Genomic DNA, 25885 nt, shown 5'->3' with positions numbered 1-25885 from the left:
TTTCGTGGTGCGGGGCGTGGTGCGGGTGGGGCGGTCTCGGATGTGCATGCCGGGGAGGTCGGCTATGAGGAAGTGCAGGGCCTTCGCGAGCTGGTCAGGGGGAAAAAGCCGTCCTGAGGGAGCTTTTGACGGCGTCCAGGACGGGCGGGAAGCTGATGCGGGCGGGGTCGATGCCCGCGATCACGGCGGCCCTGGCGATCAGGGTGCGCAGGGCCTGGTAGACGCAGAGTAGCGCCCACAGTTCTTGTCGTACTCCCTCGGGTTTGCCCGAGCGCAGGATGCCGCCACTTTGCCGCAGGTCGACCTTGAGCAGTTTGAAGAGCACTTCCACCGACCAGCGTTCGGCGTAGTTGCGGGCCAGCTCCAAAGCGGGCGCGTGCTCAGGGTCCAGCAGGGTGGTGATGAGGCAGAAGACCTCGCTGATTCCGCCGTCGTCGGCGACGGAGTACTCGATGACTCGTACCGTGACCCGCTGCGACTTCCGCTCGCCGCGCAGTTCGGACAGGTACGTGCCGTCGGCCAGCCGTTTCTTGACGGGCAGGGTGAAGGAAGCCGAGACGCGCCACAGCAGTTGTGCGCCCGTCGCGGCGGCAGCCCGGTACAGGCCGAACGAGGGGAAGCCGCGGTCGGCCAGCAGCAGCATGCCGGGCGCCAACCGGTCCAACAGGCGGGTGAACAGGGTGCGTTCACCGACCGCGATGGAGTCGAAGGCCGCCCCGGTCAGGGCCAGCGTGCCGCACTCGGCCAGCGCCACCAGGCGGACCTGCGGCCGGCTTCCACCGGCCGGAACCGCGAACGCCGCCTCGTTCCGCTTCCCCGAGGGCACATCGAAGACCGTGCCGTCCACCGCCATCAACCGCAGCCCCCGCCAGAACGCCTCCGGGGTGCGCTCATCGGCCACCGGGGCTGCGACCTCGTCGAACAGGTTCCGCAACGGCGCCTCACCCAACCGGTAACGGGCCAGCGAGATCGCCCCGTCACTGGGCACCCGGTATTCGCCCCAGCCGCCCCGCGACCACCGCAGCCCCTCCAGCAGGCCCCGCAGGGTGCGCACGTACCCCTTGCCCGGCTCCAACCACAACGCCAGCGACAAATACATCATCAACTTCGCCGGCAACGACCGCGTTCGCTCCTCACGCGCCCCCGCCTCATCGATCGCCGCCCGCACGGCCTCCTCCGGGAACACCGCCGCCAGCAACCCGATCGACACGTCATCCGTCAGCCGCCCCGCGGCCACACCCTCAATCCGCTCCACCCCAAGATCATCGCACCCCGGGCAGCTAACTCAGGACCATTGGGGCTGGTGGTGTCCTCCGTGAGGATCGACAGTCGCACTGAGAGGAGTCCTCGGGGCGCGTCCTCCGGTAGTGCCTGGCTCTTGTCTTGGAGTTCGGCCAGCTCGGCCAGTTCCTCAGGAGTCCACTCGGGAGCGGTCTTCGTGGCGGTCATGGGCGTGAGCCTACAGACGGTTGGAGTTTGGAACGTTCTTCGTGCAGTTCGTCGATCCGGGCTACGCCTACCCCGCCCTGTCGTTCCTGCTCCTCGGCCGGTCCTCCGCGGACCTCGGTGGTGCCAGGCCTTACCGCCCCCGACGTGCAGACAGCCGCGTGCTCGGCGAGGGCGGCCCGGGGATGTGGGTCACGGTGGCTTCGTGGGCGGCCCAGCTCCAGTGACCGATGGGCTGTCGTGCGAGTCCCGCCGTCACCGTGTGAGTAGTCCATGACCGGAACCGTAGAAGCTAGAGGCTCAAGTGCACTTGAGGTCCAGGGGTTCAGGGTGCCCGAGTAATGCGTCGGCAGGGGTGCCGCCGCCCGGTGTCATACCGGCGTCGCCCAGAGTTCATCCTCTGTCGCATCAACGGCCACCCGGTCCTCGGCGCCCTTCATTAGCTTGGGCGGCTACATGATCGAAGGCGAGGGCCGGCGTGCCGAAACTGTCCGTTGTCGTACCGCTCCACAATGTCGCCCCGTACGCCGACACCACCCTGGGAAGTCTGGCCCGCAACACGGATACGGATGTCGAGTTCCTGCTGGTCGACGACTGCTCCACGGACGCGACACCAGCCGTGATCGACCGCTGGGCCGCGCGGCTCCCGCAGGCCAGGGTCATCAGACACGACACGAACGTCGGCATCGCGGCCGCGCGCAACAGCGGGATCGAGGCCGCGAGCGGTGAGTACCTCACCTTCCTCGACGGCGACGACTGGTACGCCCCGGGCCATCTGGCCCAACTGCTGCGTGCCGCCGAGGAACTCGACGTCGACTTCGTCCGCAACGACCACGTCCAGTCGACGGACACCACCCGTGTCATCCGCCGCGCCCCCGCCCGGATCCGGGACGAGGCGATCGACCCGCGGGCCGGGATCGCGTACCCCGACATGGAGACGATGGTCGACTACCCCTTCGTCTGGGCCGGGCTGTACCACCGCCGGCTCTTCGAGGACGGCGCCATGCGCTTCGACGCGGAACTGCGCACCGCCGAGGACCGCCTGTGGACCTGGCGGCTGCATCTGAAGGCGCGGAGCTACGCGGCCCTGGGCCTCTACGGGATCTTCTACCGGCGCGGAGTGACCACCTCCCTGACCCAGATCAAGGACTCCCGTCAGCTGGACTTCTTCCCCGCCTACGACACCCTGCTCCGGGAGCTCTTGGAGGACCGGGACGCGGACCTGCTGCTGCCCAAGGCGGTCCGTACGTACTGCGCGCTGATCGCCTTCCACGGCGAGCGGTCCACCGACTACGAGTCCGCGACCGCGCGCCGGCTGAGACTCGCCTCGACCGGCGCCCTGCACCGCATGCCCCAGCAGGTGCTGGACGACACCCTGAACACGATGGACACCAAGCGCAGCACAGTGCTCCGGCGCCTGCGTGACAAGCAGAAGGCCGTCTGACCCATGCCCACGCGCACCCAGATCTTCCAGGTGTCGACCCTGTACGGGGCCGCCACTCTCGCCGCCGCGCTCGACGCGGGACAGTTCGGACCACCGTCGGACAGCCGCCGCATCCTGCTGGTGTGCAACAACGCCTCGGTCCCGGAGACGAGTCCCGGCCTGGACGAGATGCGTGGTTACGACCGCATCGCCGCCCGCTTCGACACCGTCATCAGCTGGAACGAGGCGATCCGCCCGTACCACCCGAACGGCTGGGGACCGCGTGCCGAGGAGACGGTGCTCTGGCAGCGTGCCTTCCGGCTGGCCTGGGGCCTGGGCGAAGGGCCCGTCGAACTGGCCCTGGAATCCATCCAGGTCAACCCGGCCCGCGCGCTCGCGGCGATCTTCTCCGAGAGCCCCCTGCACGTGTACGCGGACGGCCTCATGAGCTACGGGCCGACCCGCAACAAGCTGCCGGTCTCCCTGGGCTGCCGCATCCGCCGCGTCCTGCACCTCGACCTGGTCCCCGGGCTCAGGCCGATGCTGCTCTCCGAATTCGACGTGGAGCCCGAACTCGTCCCCGCCGACGCCATGCGCAAGGTCCTCGGTGAGATCGCCGGGTCCGCGGACGGCGAGCGGCAGCTCACCGAGGTGGTGGCCCAGGCACCCACCGCCGTACTCCTGGGCCAGTATCTCGCCGCCCTCGGCATCCTCACCGCCGAGGAGGAGGAGGACCTGCACATCCGGATGCTGCGGGGCGCGGCCCGCGCCGGTCACACCTCGGTCCTCTTCAAACCGCACCCCACCGCCCCCGCCCGCTACTCCGAGGCGCTGGACGCCGCGGCGGCCCAGGCCGGGGTCCGGCTCACCACGATGAACACCCCGCTGCTGGCCGAGACGCTCTTCGAGCGCTGCGCGCCCACGCTCGTCGTCGGCTGCTTCTCCACCGCGATGCTCACGGCCGCGGCGTACTACGGCATTCCCGTCGCCCGCGTCGGCACCGGCCCGCTGCTGGACCGTCTCACGCCTTACGAGAACAGCAACCGCGTGCCGCTGACGATCGTCGACCACCTCGTGCCCGATCTGGAACTGCACGCGGCGGACGGGGTGCCCGCCCTGCCCGACACCGCACCGGACACCCTGGCCCCGCTGGTCCGTACCGTCGGCTACTGCATGCAGTCCCGCCTCCATCCCCGGCTGCGCGCCGAGGCCGAGGCCTGGCTGCGGGAGCGGCTGGACAGCAGCACGCAGCACTACTTCAAGCGCCGCCGCCTCGGAAAGCTGTCGCTGCCCGGCGGCAGTGTCCAGGGCGCAGCGGTCCTCCTGCGCAGGACAGCCCGGCGCACCCGTGCGGGCCTGGGCTTCTGAGGACGTCGATGTCATCCACCGTTCCCCTGACCACCGTGCCCCAGGAAGCCCCGGCTCCGGCCGGGCCGCCCGCGCGTGAACACCGGTACGACGTCGACCTGATCCGGCTGCTGGCCTCCGTGGGAGTGATCCTCTGCCATTCCGGCTCGGCGTTCCTGGACTCCGTGGGGCGTACGGCCGCGGGCGGCCCGGGCGTGTACTGGGCCGGGATCACCGGCGACTCCGCCAGCCGGTTCGCCGTGCCGGTCTTCTTCGCGATCGCCGGCTGGGTGATCCTGGTCGGCGCCCCGCCGAAGGACGGCAGGCGGCTGCGGCAGCGGATCGTGCGCATCCTCGTGCCGCTCGGCGCCTGGACGGCCGTCTACCTCGCCTGGGGCAGATGGCGCGGCACGAACGACGGGCCGGTCAGCGCACTGGCGCGGGACGCGCTGTTCGGCTCGGTCAGGCCCGCGTTCCACCTCTGGTACCTGTACGCGTACGTGCCGGTCATCCTGCTGCTGGCGTTCGTCGTCATGGTGAAGTCCGGGAAGCGGCCGTGGGGCCTCGGCGCCACCCTCCTCGGTCTCGGGCTTGCCCCGGTGCTCCTCGGTGACGTGGGCCGGCTGACGGGCTGGGACATGCCCCGGCTCGGCTGGACGTTCGCCCCGTACCAGCTCGTGTACGCGGTGGCGGGCGCGCTGCTGGTGGCCCTCCCGGCCGGCGCGACGGGCCGGTGGCGCACCCCGTGGGTGCTGCTCGCGGCAGCCGGATTCGGGGGCGTGCTCTGGTACCAGCACGACATCCACTACGCGATCCCGTACGGCAGCCTGTTCGTCGCCCTGTTCACGGGAGGTGTGCTGCTCTCGCTGCACCGGCTGCGGATTCCCGAGCGGCTGCGCCCGCGGCTGGTCCGGCTGGGCAACGCCTCGTTCGGCGCGTATCTGGTCCATCTGCTGGTGCTCACCGCGCTCTCGCGGTGGTTCGTCTCCGATGAGCTGGGAACGGCCGCGGCAGCGGCCTCTCTCATCGGGCTGGTCGCGGCGACCACACTGCTGTCGTTCGGCGCGGCCCTGCTCTGGGGCCGCCTGGGTCTGACCCGCCTGCTGGGCTGAGACGCGGACGGGCGCCGGGGCCGGGACGCACGCGAGCCCGGCCCGGACCCACGGAAGCCGGGCCCGCGTTCCGAAGCGGGCCCGGCTTCCGCACGTTCAGCGCCGGACGGTCCGTCCCAGCCGGCGTGCGCGTCCCGCCGCCCGGCGCAGGACCGGGTTACGGGAGAGGGCGGCGAGCCTGCCGGGCAGGCCACCTGGCAGCCCGAGCGTCGTCAGCCTGCGGCGGGGGAAGAGCCCCTGTTCGGCGGGGGTGATGCCGTCCGCGAGATACCCGGTGGCGGCGGGCCGCAGCCCGGCCTGGACGCGGGGCTGCATCACGAACCCGAGCGCGGTGACGAGCCGGTCCGGGTCGCGGGGCGCCCGGGTGAGCCCGGTCTCCAGGTCCGCCAGCAGCGTATGGGCGAGGACCAGGGGGACACGGTCGGCGTGCTCGAACGGGGTGAGCCGTTCCAGTACCTCGCGCGGGCCCGCGCTCGCCACGTCGAGGCCGTACAACTGCCGTGCTGCGAAGAGCGCGGCGGAGAAGCAGCCGACGACGAGCGCGGGCCGCACCTGCTCGAACAGCGTCTCGGCGAGCGGGGCGGCACCGGGCGCCCACGGTTCCAGCACGGTCAGTTCCGCGCCCAGCCGTTCGGCCTCCGCCCTGAGCTGACCAGGTGCTTCGGCGGGCGCCATGGGATGCGGTACGAGAACGAGGCTGCGGTGCCCCCGCTCGACGGCGCCGCGCAGCATCCTCAGACACAGTTCCGCCTCGGCCTCCGGGCCGGTGCCGGGGAGCCCTGCGAGGTGCTCGCCGAGAAGGAGGGCGGGAGCGCGGTAGGGCACCCGCGGTGCGGGAGAGGCCGCGCCGACCTTCCGGAGGACCGCGCGGTACGCGCCGTCCGGAATCACCTCGGCCGCCACACCGAACTCCGTCAGCAGCAACGGCTTCACACCCGGGACCAGACCGAGGTGCAGAAGGCGGCGCACCCGCGTGCCCAGCAGGGGATCGAGCTTGCTGCCGGCGGGTCCGTAGCCCGCCAGCCCGTCCTCGTACACATGAACAGGTGTGCCCAGGAAGATCCCGGTGACGGCGGTGGTCTGTGAGGCCCCGACCGATTCGACGGTCAACTCCACGTCGTCGTCGCTCAGGTCCCACAGCCGGCGCAGATGGCGCTCCCACATCGGGGCGTCGCCCGGCCGGGGCGACCAGCCCGACGGATGGAACGGCGCGATCGCCGCGTTCCAGGAACGCACCTCGTCGAAGCGGTCGCGGAGTGCGTCGAAGCCCGGCAGTTCGTCCAGCGAGGGGCTGACCTCGGGCTCGGCGGCCGTGTTGCTGACGAGAAGGATCCGCCGGCGGACGGGGCGGAAGCAGCCCGCGTCGAGGGCGGCGGCCAGCGTCGCCGCACCATGCAGGGTGGACGCGCAGAAGATCTGAGTCGTCATGCCGCCGTACCCGCGCCCGTGGTGGGACGGCGGCGCAGCCGCCGCAGACGGGAGGCCCTGTCGATGCCCATGGAGTCGATCGTCTCCTCCAGTATGTCCTGCGGCATTCGGCGCAGTGCGGCGGCGCTCATCGAGCGCAGTGTTCGTGCCACACCGGGTTCAAGTCTCGACATGGTGCTCAGATGATGGGAGATGATCGCGCAGTAGGTGCGTACCGCTTTCGGAAGAAGCGTTTCCGCCTCCCGGTCCTGCGCGGTTTCCTCGATGACCTGGTCGAAGGCGCGAATGAAATCCAGCTGGCGCATATCCCCGGTCTGTGTGAGGGAGTTGGCGACACCGCGCCGGTAGAAGATCCCGAGCAGGCCGACGGCCGCGAAGGATTCCGCCTCCCGGTGCAGTCGCCAGATCCACGGCCGGTCCTCGGCGGTCCGCAGCCCCGCCGTGAAGTGGATCAGACCCCGGTCGACCAGGCGGCGGTGGTAGACCCCGGCCCAGGCGTACGGATAGTCGACGGACGTCGTGCGGCCGGCCGGGAGGATGGCCTCGCGCGGGCTCATCGGGACGTCCCGCAGACCGTGCGGGACCCGGCGCAGGGAACGCGACTTGCCGTCGCACCGGACATGGTCGGTGCGCAGGAAGTCGCAGTTCAGACGGTCCATGGCGGCGACCAGGCCGGAACAGTGACCGGGGGCGAGCCAGTCGTCGCCGTCGAGGAAGGTGACGTACTGACCCCTCGACGCGTCGAGACCGGTGTTCCGGGCCGTCGCCAGCCCCTCGTTCCGCTCGTGCCGTCTCAGCACGACCCCGGGGATCTCGTCCCGTGCACGGCGCAGGATGTCCGCGGTCCCGTCGGTCGAACAGTCGTCGACGAGAACGAACTCGAAGTCCTCCCTGGCATTGGCCCGCAGGCTTCTGAGCGTGTCGGGCGCGTATGTCTGCACGTTGAAGAACGGCACGATGACGGAGAGCTTAACCACCCGCATCACGCTAGGGCCGACCCCGGCATTTGCCCTGTCCCCGGCAAGGATACCGAGTGAACGGAGAATGTCGGAATGATGAACCAGGTTGCTTCCGAAGGTATTTGAGGCCCGGAACGGCGCATTCCCGAGTGGATTCGCCAACAGTCGGTGGGCTGTTAACCATCTGTTGCCACCACGTTGGGCCACTCCTTGGAATGCCTTCCTAACTTCTAGGACGTGCCCCCACGTACCAGCAATACGGCTGAAGAGGCCGTTACCGCCTCCGACGGCAGCACGGCGCTCCGCGTAGCCGTGCTCGCCGACTCCGACACCCGGTGGAAATGGGGCGCGCTCACCGCGCGCCGCCTCACCACCGGCACCGACGCGTCGCTCGAACACGAACGGCCCGTCGAGGTCAGCGGACTGCTGCTGCGCGGCCGGGCCACGCCCACGCCCCGGCAGCTCGCCGAGGTCGGCGACGTGGGCATCGAGGCCGCTCGCGTACGTGAGGTCACGGCGGTCGAGTTCCTGCACACCGTGCGGGACGAGGGCTACGACCTCGTGATCCTCGCCCTCGTCGGCGGCGCCGTCCAGGCGATGCTGCACGGACTCGCCGCACTGGAGCTGCCCCGCAGGCCCGTGATCGTCACCGGGTACGTGGGCGTCGTCTACGAGAAGCTCGCGGACGGACTCCTCCTGAGGCACGGCGCGGACGTCGTCCTCGCCAACTCCCGGCACGACGCGGAGCGTTTCCGCGCGGTGTACGAGGGCGTGGGCGCCGACGCCTCGGCCGTCACCGAGGCCGCCCTGCCGTTCCTCGGCGGAACGCCGCACCGGCCGGAGGAGGGGCGCGACACGGTCGTGTTCGCCGCCCAGCCCTCCGTACCGGCATCCCGCGCCGACCGCACGTACCTGCTGCGCAGGCTCGTCGAGCACGCCCGGCTGCATCCCCGCCGCGAGGTACTGCTGAAGCTGCGCTCCAAGCCGGGCGAGCACACCACGCACATCGAGGAGCTGCCCTACCAGCGGCTGGCGGAGAAGCTCCCGGGCGGACTGCCGCCCAACTTCCGGCTGGTGTACGGGCACATGGGCGAGGTCCTGGACCGCACCGACCTGCTGGTCACCGTCTCCTCGACCGCCGCGCTCGAATCCCTGCACCGACGCATCCCGACCGCGGTCCTCTCCGACCTCGGCGTCCGCGAGACCCTCGGCAACCACCACTTCATCGGTTCCGGACTCCTCACGTCCTGGGACCGGCTGGACGGCGGCTTCCGGCCCCGGCCCGACGAGGAGTGGCTCGCCGGCCAGGGCGTCGCCGCCGACGGTACGTACGCCAAGGCGTACGACACCGCCCGGTCCGTGGTCACCGGCCTGCTGAAGCGGGAGCAACTCCCGCCCCTGGCCCCCTACTACACGCCCGCCACCGCTCCCGGATACCTCCCCGGCATCCTCGCCCGCCACCACCTGGGCCCCGACGGCATCCCGTTGCCGGGCGCCGTGACAACCCGGGAGACCGGCGGGGTCAGGGGAGCGGTGCGCGAAACCGTACGCAACGCGGCACGCGGGGCCTACCGGCAGGGCGTCCAGCGCGTCGCCCCCGTGATCCGCCGGATGGGCGAGCTGTGACCGGGCGGCCCGACAGCGGGCGACCCGCGAACTCCCCTGCCGATAACACCACTTCAGGAGCCTCCATGACGCCGAAGCCGACGCGCACACCGCCCCCGGCCGTGCTCGCTGTGATCCCCGCACGCGGTGGTTCCAAGGGCGTCCCCGCCAAGAACCTCGCCCAGGTGGGCGGCGTCCCCCTGGTGGCCCGCGCCGTCCGCGCGTGCCTCGGCTCCACCGAGGTCACCGACGTCGTCGTCACCACGGACGACCCGGCCATCGCGGAAGCGGCCACGGAAGCGGCGGCCGCACTCGGCGAAGCCGCCCGGCTCCACTGCGTACAGCGCCCCCCGGCCATCGCCGGGGACACCGCGACCAGCGAGGCCGCCGTCCTGCACGCCCTCGACACGTACGAGGAGCTGCCGGGCCGGACCGCGGACGTGGTGCTCCTGGTGCAGTGCACCAGCCCCTTCGTCACCCGCGAGGACATCGACGGCGTCGCCGCCGCGGTCGCCCGCGAGGGCGCCGACACGGCCGTCACCGTCGCCCCCTTCCACGGCTTCGTGTGGCGCGACGGCCACGCGGTGGAGGACGACACGTACGGCGTCAACCACGACAAGGCCGTACGCCCCCGCCGCCAGGACCGCCCCCAGGACCTGCTGGAGACCGGCGCCGCGTACGCCATGGCCGTACCGGGCTTCCGTACCCACCGCCACCGCTTCTTCGGCCACACCGCGCTGGTGCGCACCGACCCGGCCCGGGTCCTGGAGATCGACGACCCGCACGACCTGGCCCGCGCCCGCGCCCTCGCGCCGCTCCTGGACCCGTCACCGCTGCCGACCCGCGAGGACATCGACGCGGTCGTCCTGGACTTCGACGGTACGCAGACCGACGACCGGGTGCTCATCGACTCCGACGGCCGGGAAACGGTCGCCGTCCACCGGGGCGACGGGCTGGGCATCGCGGCCATGCGCAAGGCGGGCCTGCCGCTGCTGATCCTCTCCACGGAACAGAACCCGGTCGTCGCCGCGCGCGCCCGCAAGCTCCAGATCCCCGTCCTGCACGGCATCGACCGCAAGGACGAGGCACTCAAGCGGTGGTGCGAGGAGCAGTCCATCGCCCCCGAGCGCGTCCTCTACGTCGGCAACGACGTCAACGACCTGCCCTGCTTCGGCCTGGCGGGCTGGCCCGTCGCCGTCGCCAGCGCCCACGACTCGGTACGCGCCGCGGCGCGCGCCGTCACGACCAGCCCCGGCGGCTTCGGCGCCATCCGCGAGATCGCGGCCTGGCTCCTCGGCCCCACCCTCACCTCCACCTCCCCCGTCTCCACCCCCACCAAGTAAGGAACGCACCACCATGAGCAACGCCTCTCGTCTGCGCACGCTCGGCACCCGCACCGCGGGCCCCGGCCGCCCCGTCTACATCACCGGTGAGATCGGGATCAACCACAACGGTGACCTCGACAACGCCCTCGCGCTGATCGACGTGGCCGCCGAAGCCGGCTGCGACGCCGTCAAGTTCCAGAAGCGCACCCCGGAGATCTGCACCCCGCGCGACCAGTGGGACATCGAGCGCGACACCCCCTGGGGCCGGATGACGTACATCGACTACCGCCACCGCGTCGAGTTCGGCGAGGACGAGTACCGCACGATCGCCGAGCACTGCGCCAAGCGCGGCATCGACTGGTTCGCCTCCCCGTGGGACACCGAGGCCGTCGCCTTCCTCGAGAAGTTCGACGTCCCGGCCCACAAGGTGGCCTCCGCCTCCCTCACCGACGACGAGCTGCTGCGCGCCCTGCGCGCGACCGGCCGCACGGTCATCCTCTCCACCGGCATGTCGACCCCGCGTCAGATCCGCCACGCGGTGGAGGTCCTGGGCTCGGACAACATCCTGCTCTGCCACGCCACCTCGACGTACCCGGCGAAGGCGGAGGAGCTCAACCTCCGCGTCATCAACACCCTCCAGCAGGAGTACCCCAACGTCCCGATCGGCTACAGCGGCCACGAGACGGGCCTCCAGACCACGCTGGCCGCCGTGGCGCTCGGCGCCGCGTTCGTCGAGCGCCACATCACGCTCGACCGCGCCATGTGGGGCTCCGACCAGGCCGCGTCCGTCGAGCCGCAGGGCCTGACCCGCCTCGTCCGCGACATCCGCACCATCGAGGCCTCCCTCGGCGACGGCGTCAAGAAGGTGTACGAGTCGGAGCTCGGCCCGATGAAGAAGCTCCGCCGCGTCACGGGCGTCGTCGCCGAGAGCGACACGGCCGCCGAGCCGGTCGCGGTCTGAGCGCCGACCGGTGAACCTCGCCTTCGTCGAGAGCCCGGTCCAGCTCCTGAACGTCCTGGAGTGGACCCATGCAAGGGGAGGACCTGACGCGACCACCACCACGGTCGTCGTCCTCCCCCCGGTCGACCCGATGTCGCGCGGTCAGCTGCGCCGGATGGCGGAGCTGGCCCGCGACGAGGGCGTCACCGTCCGATGGCAGGAGGCGCGCGGCGACGCCGGCGCACCTCTGAAGACGCTCCGTGCCCTGGCGGGCCTCGTCCGCCGGGCCGAGCACGTCGTCATCGGCGACCCGTTCTCCCGCTACGTGCAGCTCCTCCTCACGATGGTCCGTGCCCGGCGCCTCACGGTGGTCGACGACGGCACGGCCACCATGGAGTTCGTGGCCCAGCTGGCCCGGGGCGAACGCCTCGTGCGCTGGCACCGCAGGGGTGGAGCCAAGGGCCCGCGCGAACTGGTGCTGGCCCCGGTCACGGCCGCCGCCCGCCGCCGCTTCACCCCTTCGGCGACCCACATGGTCGAGGTGTTCACCGCGATGCCGGTCGAGGCTCCGCCCGGCATCGTGGTGACCCCGAACGAGTTCGCCTGGACCCGTGCGCGCTTCGGCCCGCCCCTGATCACCAAGGGCGCCGACCTGGTCGGCACCTCCCTGGTCGAGACGGGTGTGATCGACCCGGTCCCGTATCAGGAGGCGGTCCTCGCCCTGGCCCGTACCCACGGCGCCACCCGCTACTTCGCGCACCGCCGGGAGTCCGCGGAGAAGCTCCACGCCCTGGAGGCCGCCACCGGCCTGGAGATCGTCCGCCCGGACCTCCCGCTGGAGCTCATCGCCCGCCGCGGCCCCATCGGCCACACGGTCCTGAGTTTCCCGTCCACGGTGGTCCACACCCTGCCGCTGGCCCTGGTGGGCACCGGAGTGAAGGTAGCGGTCTGCGACATCGCCCCGGAATGGCTCCGGGACTCCGCGTCCCCGCGCGCCCAGGGCTTCCTGAGCGGCGTCACGGAGACGGCCAGGGACGTCCAGCGCCTGGCCCCGTGGCGGGTCACTTCCACGGCGGTGGGGGAGGCATGAGAGCAGGGGGGTCAGCTGGGGGGCTCCAGCATGCGATGCCTTGCTGTCGGTCAGCCAGACCGGCCCGACGGGCACGACCGCGGAGTCGTACACGTACAACGAGACGGGCCAGACCATCACTCGCGGCGTATGGAAGGCGGAGGGGGAGCGCAGGTGGGACGGTGCCGCATGAGCGAGGCTTCTACTCGGTGGTCCGGCCGTGAGGGCGGCGCGGAGAAGTCCGCTCCGGGCGCAGGGGCGCGGTCGTATCATGAGTCGTGGCAGACAGTGACCGGCGTCAGCGGGGAGGTCCTCATCATGAGCGCAGCGGAATCCAGGCATCCGATCTATCCGCCGGTCCGGCCGCGACTGACCGTCGAGGAACTGCTGGCCGCGAAGAACACCCAGCCGATCACCTCGCTCGATGATCTGAAGGCGGACACATTCGAGTCCGACGAGGAGCTCGAGGAGTTCCTGGCCTTCATCTACGCCGAGCGTCGGCGCGACGTCGCCTGAGCCGCCGCCATGCAACCGGTCATCCTCGACACGGACGTCGCTTCCCTCATCCATAAGGGCAAGCTCACCGGCCCACTGGCCACCCGCTTGATCGGCCGCAAGCCGCTGATCACCTTCGCCCGAGCTTGCCGACTGGCTCTCCGGGATACCTGTCCTGCCTGGTGACGAAGCTGTTGCCGCGACCTGGGGCAAGCTGTCCGCCGCAGGTAGGAAGGCGGGCAAGCCGCAGCCGGTCAACGACATGTGGATCGCCGCATGCTGTCTCACGTATGACCTGCCGCTGGCGACGTTGAATCTCAAGGACTACGAGTACTACAAAGACGAGCACGACTTGCGCATTCTCGGCGAGGAGTAGCCGAGGGGCAGAACGCCCGAGGGGTCAAGATTGACGGACGAGCTTACCCACCCCCATCTCACGCCACACGCCGCCGAGCCACTTTTTGTTCCTCTATGCGGTTGAAGTTTGTTGATCAGTGGCCAGTTGAGGGGGTGGGGGCTCTACCCTCGACAGGTGAACCAGTTGAAGTCCCGCGCGACCCACTCCGATGCCGAGCTGCCCGGGGAAGCGGACCGGCCCGGCGCCCTGCCCGGTGCTCTCTCCGACGAGCTCCGGCTTGAGCTGATCGCCTTCCGGCGCGATCTGCACATGCACCCCGAGCTCGGCAACCAGGAGTTCCGTACGACCGCCGCCATCAAGGCCCGGCTGGAGGCGGCCGGGCTCGCGCCCGAGGTGCTGGACACCGGCACCGGTCTGATGTGCGACGTCGGTACCTGGGACGGCGTACGTCCCATGCTGGCGCTGCGCGCGGACATCGACGCGCTGCCGATCCCGGACACCAAGGCGGGCGTGCCCTACCGGTCGACCGTGCCCGACCGGGCGCATGCCTGCGGGCACGACATCCACACCGCCGCCGTCCTCGGCGCCGGCCTCGTCCTGGCCGGGCTCGACCGCCAGGGGCTGCTGCCGCACCCTGTCCGGCTGATCTTCCAGCCGGCCGAGGAAGTGCTGCCCGGCGGCGCGACCGACGCGATCGCGGACGGAGTGCTGGCGGGCGTCGGCCGGATCGTCGGGGTGCACTGCGATCCGCGGGTGGACGTGGGCAGGATCGGGCTCAGGGCAGGGGCGATCACCTCCGCCTGCGACCGGCTGGAGGTCTTCCTCGACGGACCCGGCGGGCACACCGCCCGGCCACACCTCACCACCGACCTGGTCACCGCCGCCGCGAAGGTCGCCACCGAGGTGCCCGCCCTGCTCGCCCGCCGCGCCGACGCGCGCTCCGGGCTCGCCGTCACCTGGGGACGGCTGGAGACGGGGCACGCCTGCAATGTGATCCCGCAACACGCCGAGATGTCCGGAACGGTTCGCTGCCTGGATCTGGCGGCCTGGCGCGACGCCCCCGACCTGGTGCACGCGGCGATCGACGAGGTGGCCGGAATGTACGGGGCCAAGACCGTGATCGAGTACGTACGGGGCGTGCCGCCCGTCGTGAACGAGGCGTCGGTGGTCGATCTGCTGGCCGCCGCGATGACGGAACGGCGCGGTTCGTATGCGATCGAGGACACCGAACAGAGCCTCGGCGGCGAGGACTTCTCCTGGTACCTGGAGCACGTCCCGGGCGCCATGGCGCGGCTCGGAGTGCGCACGCCGGGCGACACGCGCGGCCTCGACCTGCACCGGGGAGACTTCGACGCGGACGAGGAAGCGATCACGGTGGGAGTGGAGCTCTTCACGGCCGCCGCGTTGCTCGACGGCAACCGCACGTAACCGGACAGGTCACCTCCTGTTCGCGACGATCCGATAACGGCTTCCGTACAGGTCCTTATCTGACATCTACGCGCGTTACGATCGCGGCGAAACCAGCGCCGGAAGAGGCGCTTCGGTCAGGTTTGAAGGAGCCTTCCCTTGCGCCGGGTATCCAAGATTGCTGTCGCGTGTTCTGTCACTGCGGCCCTCGCCTTCACCGCCACCGCGTGTGGCGACTCCTCCACGGAGGACACTGGCTCCGACAAGGACCAGATGAAGATCGGCATGGCCTACGACGTCGGCGGCCGTGGCGACAACTCGTTCAACGACTCCGCGGCCCGCGGCCTGGACAAGGCCAAGGCCGAGTTCGACGCCGAGACCAAGGAGCTCACCGCCAAGAGCGGTGAGACCCCTGCCGACCGCGAGACGCGTCTGCAGTCCCTCGCCGAGGGCGGCTTCAACCCCGTGATCGCGGTGGGCTTCGCGTACAAGGGCGCCGTCGACAAGATCGCGCCGAAGTACCCGGACGTCAGCTTCGGCCTGGTCGACTCGGTCGCCGAGGCGAAGAACGTCGCCAACATCGTCTTCACCGAGGAGCAGGGCTCCTACCTCGCCGGTGTCGCGGCGGCGCTGAAGTCCAAGGACGGTCAGATCGGCTTCATCGGCGGCGTCGACCTGCCGCTGATCAAGAAGTTCGCCGCGGGCTTCCAGCAGGGCGTCGTGGACACGAACCCGAAGGCCAAGGTGCAGATCCAGTACCTGTCCACGGGTTCGGACCTGTCCGGCTTCGGCAGCCCCGACAAGGGCAAGGCCGCCGCCAAGGGCATGCTCGACAAGGGCGTGGACGTCATCTTCGCCGCCGCCGGCGGTTCCGGTGCCGGTTCCATCGAGGCCGTCGCGGGCAAGCCGGGCGCCTGGTCCATCGGTGTCGACTCCGACCAGGCCAAGGACCCGGCCCTGTCGAAGTACGCGGCCACGATCCTGACCTCGGTCGTCAAGAACGTCGACGCCGGCGTCTACGACCTGTCCAAGTCCGTCAAGGACGGCAAGCCGCTGACCGGCACGCAGGCGTACTCCCTCGCCAAGGACGGCGTCAGCCTGACGACCACGGGTGACCACCTGAAGGACGTCCAGGCCAAGATCGACGAGGCGAAGCAGCAGATCGTCGACGGCACCATCAAGGTCAAGACCACCCTCTGACCTGCCCGCTGAACTCGGGGCCCGGTGCAGCGGCTTCGGCCGCCGTCTCCGGGCCCCGATTCGCGTGCGGAGGGCGCGCCCCGCGTGTTCCTTCCGCCACCTGCCGCCAGGTGTCCAACGATTCGGTGGCGCTACGCGCGTAGCGCCCGCGGGGCACGGTATTTTTCGCCACGCCCCGCACTGATCACCCACTGATCACGCCGACGTTCCCAGTCACCGCCTCCGCCCTCCGCTCCTGCCAAGGAGAGTGCGCCATCAAAGCGTCCAGCAGTCCTCATGCCGTAGAGCTCCGCGGCATCACCAAGCGATTCCCCGGAGTCGTGGCCAACCACGACATCGACATCACCGTGAGCCGCGGCACCGTGCACGCCCTCGTCGGCGAGAACGGTGCCGGGAAGTCCACCCTGATGAAGATCCTGTACGGCATGCAGAAGCCGGACGAGGGCACCATCGCGGTGGACGGCGAGCAGGTCTCGTTCAGCAACCCCGGCGACGCCATCGACCGCGGCATCGGCATGGTGCACCAGCACTTCATGCTCGCCGACTACCTGACCGTCCTGGAGAACGTCGTCCTCGGCTCCGAGAAGCTGTACGGCATCGGAGACCGGGCCCGCGCCAAGATCGACGAGATCTCCACGGCGTACGGCCTGGGCATCCGCCCGGACGCCATGGTCGAGGACCTCGGGGTCGCCGACCGGCAGCGTGTGGAGATCCTCAAGGTCCTCTACCGCGGCGCGCGCACGCTGATCCTCGATGAGCCGACCGCCGTCCTCGTGCCGCAGGAGGTCGACGCGCTGTTCGACAACCTCCGCGAGCTCAAGGCCGAGGGCCTCACCGTCATCTTCATCTCGCACAAGCTGGGCGAGGTGCTCTCCGTGGCCGACGAGATCACCGTCATCAGGCGCGGTACGACCGTGGGCACCGCCGACCCGGCGCACACCACGACCAAGCAGCTCGCCGAGCTGATGGTCGGCAGCGAGCTGCCGTCGCCGGAGACCCGCGAGTCCACGGTCACCGACGTGCCCATGCTGACCGTCGACGACCTGCGGCTGACCGCCACCGACCCGGACGGGGTGGTGCGCGCCGTGCTCGACGGCGTCGCCTTCACCATCCACAAGGGTGAGGTGCTGGGCATCGCGGGCGTCGAGGGCAACGGCCAGTCCGAACTGGTCGACGCCATCATGGGTATGCGCGCACTGGACACCGGCGTCCTCACCCTGGAGGGCACGGACATCTCCCACGCCGCCACGCGCAAGCGCCGCGAGAACGGCATGGCCGTCATCCCCGAGGACCGCCACCGGCACGGTCTGCTCCTGGAGGCACCCCTCTGGGAGAACCGCATCCTCGGTCACGTCACCGAACGCCCCAACAGCAAGGGCGCCTTCCTCGACCTGAAGGCGGCCCGCGCCGACACCGAGCGGATCGTGCGCGAGTACGACGTCCGCACCCCCGGCATCGAGGTCACCGCGGCCTCGCTCTCCGGCGGTAACCAGCAGAAGCTGATCGTCGGCCGCGAGATGAGCCACCACCCGAAGCTGCTGATCGCCGCCCACCCCACCCGTGGTGTGGACGTCGGCGCGCAGGCGCAGATCTGGGACCAGATCCGCGAAGCGCGCCGTGAGGGCCTGGCGGTGCTGCTCATCTCCGCCGACCTCGACGAGCTGATCGGGCTCTCCGACACCCTGCGCGTGATGTACCGCGGCCGGCTGGTCGCCGACGCCGACCCGGCGACGATCACCCCCGAGGAGCTCGGCTCCGCCATGACGGGCGCGGCGAGCGGACACCTGGAAGCCCCGGCCGAGGACGGCGCACCCGCCGCACCCGGTGCGGACGACACCCGCGCCGTGAACGACCCCGACGGGGGAGAGGACCGATGAAGAAGTTCGACAAGGAGCGGCTGCTCCTGGGGATCGCGGCCCCGCTGCTCGCGATCGTGGTCGCCTTCCTGGTGACCGCGCTGGTCCTGGCCGCGACGGGCAAGGAACCGTTCAACGCCTTCGGCATCATGTTCGAGTACGGACTGAAGTCGGACAGCCAGGTCTACATCCTGAACAAGGGCACGACCTACTACCTCGCGGGTCTCGCGGTCGCCGTCGGCTTCCGGATGAACCTGTTCAACATCGGTGTCGACGGCCAGTACCGGCTCGCCGCCTTCTTCGCCGCCGCCCTCGGCGGTGCGCTGACCCTGCCGGGCGCCCTGCAGATCCCGCTGATCATCCTCACCGCGATGATCGTCGGCGCGATGTGGGCCGGTATCGCCGGTGTCCTGAAGGTCACCCGCGGCGTCAGCGAGGTCGTCTCGACGATCATGCTGAACGCCATCGCGACGGCGATCATCGGCTATCTGCTCCAGCAGGGCCGACTCGGTCACCTCGACGAGGCCGGTACGAAGATCTCGACCAAGCCGATCCCGGAGTCCTCGCACTTCTTCGAGTTCCCGACCACGCCGACCCCGGTCTGGGGCTTCATCGTCGTCGCGGCCGTCGCGGGCGTCGCTTTCTGGTTCGTGCTCTCGCGCACCCGGTTCGGCTTCGACCTGCGGACCGTCGGCCAGTCCGGCTCGGCCGCCGAGGCCAGCGGTGTCGACGTGAAGAAGATGGTCGTCACGTCGATGCTCATCTCCGGCGCGATGGCCGGCCTGATCGGTATGCCGACGCTGCTCAACGACAGTTTCGAGTACAGCGGCGACTTCCCGGTCGGCATCGGCTTCACCGGTATCGCCATCGCGCTGCTCGGCCGTAACCACCCGGTCGGCATCGCCCTCGGCGCTCTCCTGTGGGCCTTCCTCGAACGCGGCACCGGAAAGCTCGAGTTCGAGGGGTACGACAAGGAGATCGTCGGCGTCATCCAGGGCGTCATCGTCCTGTGCGTCGTCATCGCCTACGAAGTCGTCCGCCGCTACGGCCTCAAGCGCCAGCAGAGCAAGGTCGGCGCGGAACTCGCCGCACAGGCCGCCCGTAACTCCGACCAGCAGGAGGTGTCGGCGTGACCGCCACGGCGACTTCCACCCCGCCGCCCGCAGCCCCCAAGGTTTCCGGTGGCAAGGGCGGGCGCAAGCGCTTCTCGTTCCCCGTCATCCTCCTGATCATCGCGGGCGGGCTGCTCGCGCTGTCGGCGGTGCGCTCCATCACCGGCGCCCAGGACGTCACGTCGGCGGGCCAGATCAGCGCCGCCCTCGCGATGGCCGTGCCGATCGGTCTCGCCGGTCTCGGCGGCCTCTGGGCCGAACGGGCCGGCGTGGTCAACATCGGCCTCGAGGGAATGATGATCCTCGGGACCTTCTTCGGTGCCTGGGCCGGCTGGCAGACCGACCCGTGGCTCGGCGTGCTCGCCGGTGTCGTCGGCGGCATGCTCGGCGGGCTGCTGCACGCCTTCGCCACCGTCACCTTCGGCGTCGACCACATCATCTCCGGTATCGCCATCAACATCCTGGCGCTCGGGTTCACCACCTACTTCGCCAAGCTCTGGTTCAACTCCGGTGAGGCCGCGGCGAAGGGCGGCAGCCCCAAGCAGTCGCCTCCGGCCGAGGAGATCACGACGGTGACGGTCCCGGGCATCTCGGACTGGCTGCACTCGGTCGAGACGCACCACTGGTTCTTCGTCTCCGACGTGGCCGGCATCCTCGGCGGCCTGGTCACCAACGTGTCGCTGCTGACGCTGGTCGCCGTGGTGCTGTTCATCGCCACGTTCTTCGTCCTGTGGAAGACCTCGTTCGGTCTGCGCCTGCGCTCCTGCGGCGAGAACCCGATCGCGGCGGAATCGCTCGGCGTCAACGTGTACTTCTACAAGTACGTCGCCGTGATCGTCTCCGGCGGCCTCGCCGGTCTCGGCGGTGCGTTCCTGTCGCTGGTCACCTCGCACATCTACAACGAGGGCCAGACCGGCGGCCGGGGTTACATCGGTCTCGCCGCGATGATCTTCGGTAACTGGCGGCCCGGCGGGCTCGCGATGGGAGCCGGACTGTTCGGCTTCGCCGACGCGCTCCAGCTGCGCAACGGCGGCGAGTCCGTCCACGCGCTGCTGCTGCTCCTGGTGGTCATGCTGGCGGGCCTCGCGGCCTGGAAGCTCTACCGCAAGAGCTATGTGCCCGGTGTGATCAGCGCCGCGATCGCCGCCGCCGTGCTCGTCTGGTACCTCGGCACGGACACGGTGCCGACCGAGTTCGTGAGCGCCACGCCGTACGTCGTCACGCTCCTCGTGCTCTCGCTCTCCGCGCAGCGGCTGCGGATGCCCAAGGCCGACGGCATGCGTTACCGCAAGGGCCAGGGCAAGTGACGGCCGCCGCGGACGTCGACTGGGAGGCGCTGCGCGCGGCCGCCCGGGACGCCATGTCCCGGGCGTACGCGCCGTACTCGGGCTACCCGGTCGGCGTGGCGGCCCTGGTCGACGACGGCCGTACGATCGTCGGCTGCAACGTCGAGAACGCCTCGTACGGCATCGGGCTCTGCGCCGAGTGCGGGCTGGTCTCCCAGTTGCACGCCAGCGGCGGCGGCCGGCTGACCCACTTCATCTGTGTGGACGGGGCGGGCGCGGTCCTGGTCCCGTGCGGCAGGTGCAGGCAGCTGCTGTACGAGTTCGGCGGACCCGAACTCGTCCTGGAGACCCCGGACGGTTTCCGTACGCTGGACGAGATGCTTCCGCAGGCGTTCGGCCCCGGGCACCTGGCCTAAGGCGTGTTTCGAAAGTAGCGCCGTCCGCCCGGAGGGCGGGCTCGGCGGCGTCTGGTGCGTGCGATCGCAAGGCGGAGGGTCGCCCCGATACTGGATGTATCGGGGTGATCCCGACAACGCGGCGAGCGTGCGTGCCAGGCGTCGCCGAGCAGGCGGGACTTTCGAAACACGCCCTAGAAGCCGTTGTCTCCCTCCGGACACCGGGCGGGCCCGTTCCGGGTCCGCCCGGTGTCCGCTCAAACCTCTATGCGCGTAGAGTCAATCGGACTCCTGCGTAGCACCCCGGCCGGAAGGACTCCCCGCCCATGGACGCCATCTCCGTCATCCGCACCAAGCGGGACCGCGGCGAGCTGACACCCGAACAGATCGACTGGGTCATCGACGCGTACACCCGCGGCGAGGTCGCCGACGAGCAGATGTCCGCGCTGGCCATGGCGATCCTGTTGAACGGCATGAATCGCACCGAGATCGCCCGCTGGACCGCCGCGATGATCGCCTCAGGCGAGCGGATGAACTTCGCCGCGCTCTCCCGCCCCACCACGGACAAGCACTCCACCGGTGGCGTCGGCGACAAGATCACCCTTCCGCTGGCCCCGCTCGTCGCCGCCTGCGGCGCGGCCGTGCCGCAGCTCAGCGGCCGCGGTCTCGGCCACACCGGCGGCACCCTCGACAAGCTGGAGTCCATCCCCGGCTGGCGCGCGCACCTCTCCAACGAGGAGATGCTGAGCGTTCTGGAGGGCACCGGCGCGGTGATCTGCGCGGCCGGTGACGGTCTGGCCCCCGCGGACAAGAAGCTGTACGCGCTCCGTGACGTCACCGGGACCGTCGAGGCCATCCCGCTCATCGCCAGCTCGATCATGTCGAAGAAGATCGCCGAGGGCACCGGCGCGCTGGTCCTGGACGTCAAGGTCGGCTCCGGCGCCTTCATGAAGACCATCGAGGACGCCCGCGAACTGGCCTCCACCATGGTCGCGCTGGGCACCGACAGCGGCGTACGCACCGTCGCCCTGCTCACCGACATGTCGACCCCGCTCGGACTGACCGCGGGCAACGCCATGGAGGTACGTGAATCCGTCGAGGTCCTGGCCGGCGGCGGCCCCAAGGACGTCGTCGACCTGACCCTCGCCCTCGCCCGGGAGATGCTCGACGCGGCGGGTCTCAAGGACGCCGACCCGGAGAAGGCCCTCGCCGACGGTTCCGCCATGGACGTCTGGCGCCGCATGATCTCCGCGCAGGGCGGTGACCCGGACGCGAAGCTGCCGGTCGCCCGCGAGCAGCACGTGGTGACCGCGCGCTCCTCCGGCGTACTGACCCGCCTGGACGCCTATGACATCGGCGTCGCCGCCTGGCGCCTCGGTGCGGGCCGCGCCCGCAAGGAGGACCCGGTGCAGGCGGGCGCGGGCGTCGAGATGCACGCCAAGCCCGGCGACACCGTCACGGCGGGCCAGCCCCTGCTGACGCTGCACACGGACACCCCGGAGAAGTTCGAGTACGCACTGAAGGCGCTCCCGGACTCCTATGACGTCGCCCCCGCCGGCACGGAGTTCACTCCTGCCCCGGTGGTGCGCGAGCGCATCGCGTAGCGGCACGGCACCGTACGCGAACGGCCCGCCCGGACGAGGAGATCGTCCGAGCGGGCCGCTGTCCTGCGGTGGGTGGTCCTACTTGCCGTAGTAGGCGTTGTAGACGGCCACCGTGGACAGGTTCCCCTTCTTGTCCGTGACCTTGGCCGCGAAGGAGATCGACTTGCCCTTCGCGGGGTTCTTCACGGAGATCGCGCCCTTCTTCACCGCGACCTTCTTCCAGGTCTTCCCGGCGTTGTAACTTACGTACACCTTCAGTGACTTCAGGTTCCTGCCCGCAGCCGAACCCTGCACCTGGACCGGCACGGAAGCGGCCCTGCCGGCCACCACCTTGCTGTCCGCGCCCACGGTGGGCGTGAAGCGCACCATGGAGGCCGGGAGCTCGGCGTCGCTCGTCCTCTTGGACCGGAACGTCCAGCCCGCGTCGATCCTGGTGGAGGCCGCACCGATCCTGTCGCTGCGCCGCACCGAGGTCTTCAGCGTGTACTCGGCCGCACCGGACGGCACCACGAACGGCGTTTCACCGTACAGCGCGTCCTTGTTCTGGGCGAACTTCTTGCCGTTGCGGTACAGGACCGTCTTGACCGAGGTCAGTTCGGACGATCCGGCGTTCCCGTTGCCGTCGGCGAGGAGCGGCACCTTACCGGTGATCTCGTTCTCCGTGCGGGAGAGGCCGTAGGAGTCGTCCAGCAGGGGACCGAACACCGCCCTGTTGACGGTCTTCGTGTATGTCTTTCCCCCCGCGTACGCCCGCGGGTCACCGAGCGAGTAGTTCGACTCGTACATCGGCCGGCCGTCCTCGTCGGCGCCGCCGAGCTGCGAGAAGTCGAAGTTCCACCGCGCCTTGTCGACGGTCGAGACGTAGACCGTGCGGGTGCTGGGGAGCTTCTGCGTCGTCGAGGTGGCCGTGCCGCCGGTCATGCTGGGCAGTGTGCCCCAGGCCGTGACCTCTCCGGTCTTCTTGCGGGCCGGTGCGCCCATGGCGATCTTCACCTTGGCGAACTGGCCGGCCGTGAGCTTGCGCGCGTAGCCGGTGGCGAACCGCTGTGCCGGGCCGCCGAGCGCGATGTCGTACTCGGCGGACGACCCCTTGGACCAGCTGCCCACCCAGTGCTGGGCGAGCGAACCGTCGGTGATCTTGGGGCCGAGGTGCGCGGTCCGGAAGCCCTTGTACGTGTCCAGGAACCAGCCGAACGTGAACGAGTCGGACGCGGAACTGATGGTGTACTCCGGTGCCACCAGCAGGGGAGTCACCGACTTCTCGGGCAGCGTGATGTTCACGGACTTGGCCGTGCGCGCGTCAAGCGTGACGGCCTTCTTGCCGTTCACCTCGAGCTTCGGCTGCACGAGCCAGTCGATGCCCTTGGCGGAGTCCTCCGGGTCCACATACAGATTGGCGTTCAGCGCGTACGTCCCCTTGGGGACCCGGAGCGAGGCGCTGCCTCCGGTGTTCCCCGGGGAGGCCCAGATGCCCGCGGTGGCGGCCGAGATGCCGACGAGGTCGCTGTCGGCGTACCGGGCCGGCTTGCCGTCGCGGCCGATGTAGGTGACCTTCACGTCGTACGACTCGATCTCGCGCTCGACCGCCGCCGCCGTCCGGACCGTCTGCCCTCCGCCAGTGCCCACGAGGTAGGCGGAGTACGTGCCGTCCACCGTGGAGCCCAGCCGGGTGTCGGCCGTCAGCGCCACATCGGCGGTGCCGCCCGCGGGGACGGTGACCTGCGACGTGCCCAGGGTGAAGAATCCGGCCGGAGCGGGCTTGCCCTTCGGGCCGGTCCCCGTCACCGCCAGATCGAGGGTGACGTCCGTCGTACCGAGGTTGCGGTACGTCACCTTCTTGGTGACCGGGGTGTCATCGGTGTGCGGCCACTGCTGCATCCCGAAGCTGACCGACACCGGGTCCGCGACGATCGTCTGACCGAGCGCCTTGTCGACGGCGATCCGGCCGGAGCCCTGCTCGAACGGGGTGTACGCGCCAGGCTTTGAAGAGGACGTCAGCGCACCCTTCAGCTCCGTGTACTTCCACGCGGGGTGCTGCTGCTTCAGCAGGGCCGCGGCGCCCGCGACGTGCGGTGTCGCCATCGACGTACCGGAGATGGTCAGGTAGCCCGGGGGCTTCTGGCCGACCTCCCGGTCGATGACCGAGCCGGGCGCCGCGGCGGCCGTGATGTCCACCCCGGGGGCCGTCACGTCGGGCTTGATCGCGCCGTCGCCGATGCGCGGGCCACGGCTGGAGAACGGCGCCAGCACGTCCTTGTCGTCGACGGCGCCGACGGTCAGCGCGGCGTCCGCGCTGCCCGGGGAGCCGACGGTGGAGGCCCCGCCCTCGCCCTCGTTGCCCGCCGCGACGGCGAACAGGATGCCCTTTTCGGCCGACAGCTTGTTGACCGCCGCCTCAAGGGGGTCGATCTCGGGAGTGTCCCCGCCACCGAGGCTCAGGTTGACGATGTCGGCGCCCTCCGCGGCCGCCCATTCCATGCCGGCCAGGATGCCGGAGTCGTTGCCGTAACCGTTGTCGTCGAGCACCTTGCCGTTCAGCAGCTCGGCATCGGGAGCCACGCCCTTGAACGTGCCGTTCGATGCGGCGCCCGTACCGGCGGCGATCGACGCCACGTGCGTACCGTGGCCGAAACGGTCCAGGGCGTCGGCGGCGTCGGAGAAGTTCTTCTGCGCGACGACCTGGTCCTTGAGGTCGGCGTGGGTGGCGTCCACGCCGGTGTCCAGGACAGCGATCTTGACGCCCTTGCCGGTGAAACCGGCCTCCCAGGCCGTCGGCGCACCGATCTGCGCGACGCTCTTGTCGAGGCTCGCCCGGCGGACACCGTCCAGCCAGACCCGGTCGATGCCCGCCGCCGTTGTGCGCCGGCCGCCGCCGGACGTGTCGGTGAGCGCCTGCCAGATGTCGGGCGCGTCGGCCTTCGGAGTCGTCAGCGACTGGGCGTTCAGCGATTTCAGGGTCCTGCCGACGGTCGTGCCGCCGGCGTCCCTCACTTCGGCCTTCGCCGCGGCTGCCTGGGCGCCCCGGTAGCCGACGATCAGGCGGAGGCCCTGGTGCTGGGCCCGCCGGTTCTCCGGCCGGCTCAGTTCCGTGACGTCGAACAGCCGCTGGTCGAGCCTGCCGGTCGAGATCAGCCGGCGCGCGTCGGCGGGCACGACGAGTGTGTGCCCGCCGCGTGTCTGCTTCTGCACGGGTATGCGCTCGCGGCCCTTCGCGGGCTCGAATCCCACGATCCGGCCCTTGGCGTCCACCTGGACGCGGTCGCCGGTGATGAGAGTGAGGTGATGCGTGGCAGCGGCTCGCTCGCCGCCGGCCGGGGCGCGGTCCGGCTGTGCCGCGGCCGGGGTGGTCATCCCCGCCGCGAGTGCCACGGCAGCTGCCGCGGCGATGGTCGATACGCATGCGCTCTTGACGTGTCTGCGCAACTCTCCCCCTGGAGAATGAAGTGGTTCCTGGGAACCGCGGGTCCGGGGCAGCTGTGACGTCCAGTGCCACCGGTTCACGGTTCAAGAGGGAGAAA

The 25885-nt window shown here is 70.3% G+C and carries 21 protein-coding genes and 2 pseudogenes; 18 read left to right on the top strand and 5 right to left on the bottom strand.

Annotation, left to right across the window (positions count from 1 at the left end; translation table 11 throughout):
• Positions 1–94: 94 nt before the first annotated feature.
• Positions 95–1255, bottom strand: coding sequence for an IS4 family transposase (locus F0344_RS13045; protein WP_185297178.1), 1161 nt, complete (start codon positions 1253–1255; stop codon positions 95–97).
• 226 nt (positions 1256–1481) lie between these two features.
• Here F0344_RS13045 and F0344_RS13040 point away from each other — a divergent pair.
• Positions 1482–1547: pseudogene (locus F0344_RS13040) on the top strand (leucine efflux protein LeuE); the annotation flags it as partial.
• 60 nt (positions 1548–1607) lie between these two features.
• On the opposite strand, the pseudogene F0344_RS35725 reads toward F0344_RS13040, so the two are convergent.
• Positions 1608–1721: pseudogene (locus F0344_RS35725) on the bottom strand (MarR family transcriptional regulator); the annotation flags it as partial.
• 203 nt (positions 1722–1924) lie between these two features.
• Between F0344_RS35725 and F0344_RS13035 the strand changes: the two are divergent.
• The 3 genes from F0344_RS13035 to F0344_RS13025 are packed head-to-tail and all read left to right on the top strand — an operon-like array spanning position 1925 to position 5328.
• Positions 1925–2890 (top strand): glycosyltransferase family 2 protein, encoded by a 966-nt coding sequence (locus F0344_RS13035; RefSeq protein WP_185298953.1) that lies wholly within the window; start codon positions 1925–1927, stop codon positions 2888–2890.
• Between the two features lie 3 nt (positions 2891–2893).
• Positions 2894–4237, top strand: a complete 1344-nt coding sequence (locus F0344_RS13030) for a polysialyltransferase family glycosyltransferase (protein WP_185298952.1) — start codon at positions 2894–2896, stop codon at positions 4235–4237.
• A gap of 8 nt (positions 4238–4245) precedes the next feature.
• Positions 4246–5328, top strand: a complete 1083-nt coding sequence (locus F0344_RS13025; RefSeq protein WP_185298951.1) for an acyltransferase — start codon at positions 4246–4248, stop codon at positions 5326–5328.
• Positions 5329–5424: 96 nt separating this feature from the next.
• Here the strand turns inward: F0344_RS13025 and F0344_RS13020 are convergent, their stop codons facing one another.
• Positions 5425–6756: a polysialyltransferase family glycosyltransferase gene (locus F0344_RS13020; RefSeq protein ID WP_185298950.1), complete on the bottom strand. Its 1332-nt coding sequence runs from the start codon at positions 6754–6756 to the stop codon at positions 5425–5427.
• Complete coding sequence (locus F0344_RS13015) at positions 6753–7739, bottom strand: glycosyltransferase family 2 protein (protein ID WP_185302659.1); 987 nt, start codon at positions 7737–7739, stop codon at positions 6753–6755. The genes F0344_RS13020 and F0344_RS13015 overlap by 4 nt, the downstream gene beginning before the upstream one ends.
• Positions 7740–7952: 213 nt before the next feature.
• Here F0344_RS13015 and F0344_RS13010 point away from each other — a divergent pair, with 213 nt between their 5' ends.
• The 14 genes from F0344_RS13010 (at position 7953) to F0344_RS12955 (ending at position 22367) form a co-directional block, all read left to right on the top strand.
• Complete coding sequence (locus F0344_RS13010) at positions 7953–9341, top strand: DUF6716 putative glycosyltransferase (RefSeq protein ID WP_185298949.1); 1389 nt, start codon at positions 7953–7955, stop codon at positions 9339–9341.
• Positions 9342–9406: 65 nt separating this feature from the next.
• On the top strand, positions 9407–10663 hold the full coding sequence (locus F0344_RS13005) for an acylneuraminate cytidylyltransferase (RefSeq protein WP_185298948.1): 1257 nt from the start codon (positions 9407–9409) through the stop codon (positions 10661–10663).
• 13 nt (positions 10664–10676) lie between these two features.
• On the top strand, positions 10677–11606 hold the full coding sequence (locus F0344_RS13000) for an N-acetylneuraminate synthase family protein (RefSeq protein ID WP_185298947.1): 930 nt from the start codon (positions 10677–10679) through the stop codon (positions 11604–11606).
• Between the two features lie 10 nt (positions 11607–11616).
• Entirely contained in the window at positions 11617–12675 is a 1059-nt protein-coding gene (locus F0344_RS12995) for a hypothetical protein (RefSeq protein ID WP_185298946.1), read from the top strand.
• Positions 12676–12715: 40 nt separating this feature from the next.
• Positions 12716–12847 carry a hypothetical protein gene (locus tag F0344_RS35720; protein WP_258049915.1) on the top strand — a complete coding sequence of 44 codons (132 nt, stop codon included), beginning with the start codon at positions 12716–12718 and terminating at the stop codon, positions 12845–12847.
• Between the two features lie 125 nt (positions 12848–12972).
• On the top strand, positions 12973–13170 hold the full coding sequence (locus F0344_RS12990) for a hypothetical protein (RefSeq protein WP_185298945.1): 198 nt from the start codon (positions 12973–12975) through the stop codon (positions 13168–13170).
• Positions 13171–13315: 145 nt separating this feature from the next.
• A complete protein-coding gene (locus F0344_RS36800; RefSeq protein ID WP_374940151.1) occupies positions 13316–13525 on the top strand; it encodes a hypothetical protein in 210 nt (69 codons plus the stop codon).
• A 165-nt stretch (positions 13526–13690) separates the two neighbouring features.
• Positions 13691–14935: an amidohydrolase gene (locus F0344_RS12985; protein WP_185302658.1), complete on the top strand. Its 1245-nt coding sequence runs from the start codon at positions 13691–13693 to the stop codon at positions 14933–14935.
• Positions 14936–15073: 138 nt separating this feature from the next.
• Positions 15074–16114, top strand: coding sequence for a BMP family lipoprotein (locus F0344_RS12980; RefSeq protein WP_185298944.1), 1041 nt, complete (start codon positions 15074–15076; stop codon positions 16112–16114).
• A gap of 254 nt (positions 16115–16368) precedes the next feature.
• Positions 16369–17991, top strand: coding sequence for an ABC transporter ATP-binding protein (locus F0344_RS12975; protein WP_185302657.1), 1623 nt, complete (start codon positions 16369–16371; stop codon positions 17989–17991).
• A complete protein-coding gene (locus F0344_RS12970; protein ID WP_185298943.1) occupies positions 17988–19103 on the top strand; it encodes an ABC transporter permease in 1116 nt (371 codons plus the stop codon). The genes F0344_RS12975 and F0344_RS12970 overlap by 4 nt, the downstream gene beginning before the upstream one ends.
• Entirely contained in the window at positions 19100–20389 is a 1290-nt protein-coding gene (locus F0344_RS12965) for an ABC transporter permease (protein ID WP_185298942.1), read from the top strand. Before F0344_RS12970 ends, F0344_RS12965 begins: the two co-directional genes overlap by 4 nt.
• Entirely contained in the window at positions 20386–20784 is a 399-nt protein-coding gene (locus F0344_RS12960; protein ID WP_185298941.1) for a cytidine deaminase, read from the top strand. Before F0344_RS12965 ends, F0344_RS12960 begins: the two co-directional genes overlap by 4 nt.
• A gap of 305 nt (positions 20785–21089) precedes the next feature.
• A complete protein-coding gene (locus F0344_RS12955) occupies positions 21090–22367 on the top strand; it encodes a thymidine phosphorylase (protein WP_185298940.1) in 1278 nt (425 codons plus the stop codon).
• 78 nt (positions 22368–22445) lie between these two features.
• Here the strand turns inward: F0344_RS12955 and F0344_RS12950 are convergent, their stop codons facing one another.
• Positions 22446–25790: a S8 family peptidase gene (locus F0344_RS12950; RefSeq protein WP_445585673.1), complete on the bottom strand. Its 3345-nt coding sequence runs from the start codon at positions 25788–25790 to the stop codon at positions 22446–22448.
• Positions 25791–25885 lie beyond the last annotated feature (95 nt).

This window comes from Streptomyces finlayi (assembly GCF_014216315.1).
In the GTDB taxonomy this organism is placed as follows: Bacteria; Actinomycetota; Actinomycetes; order Streptomycetales; family Streptomycetaceae; genus Streptomyces; species Streptomyces finlayi_A.
This window is presented reverse-complemented; position numbering and strand designations above follow the sequence as displayed.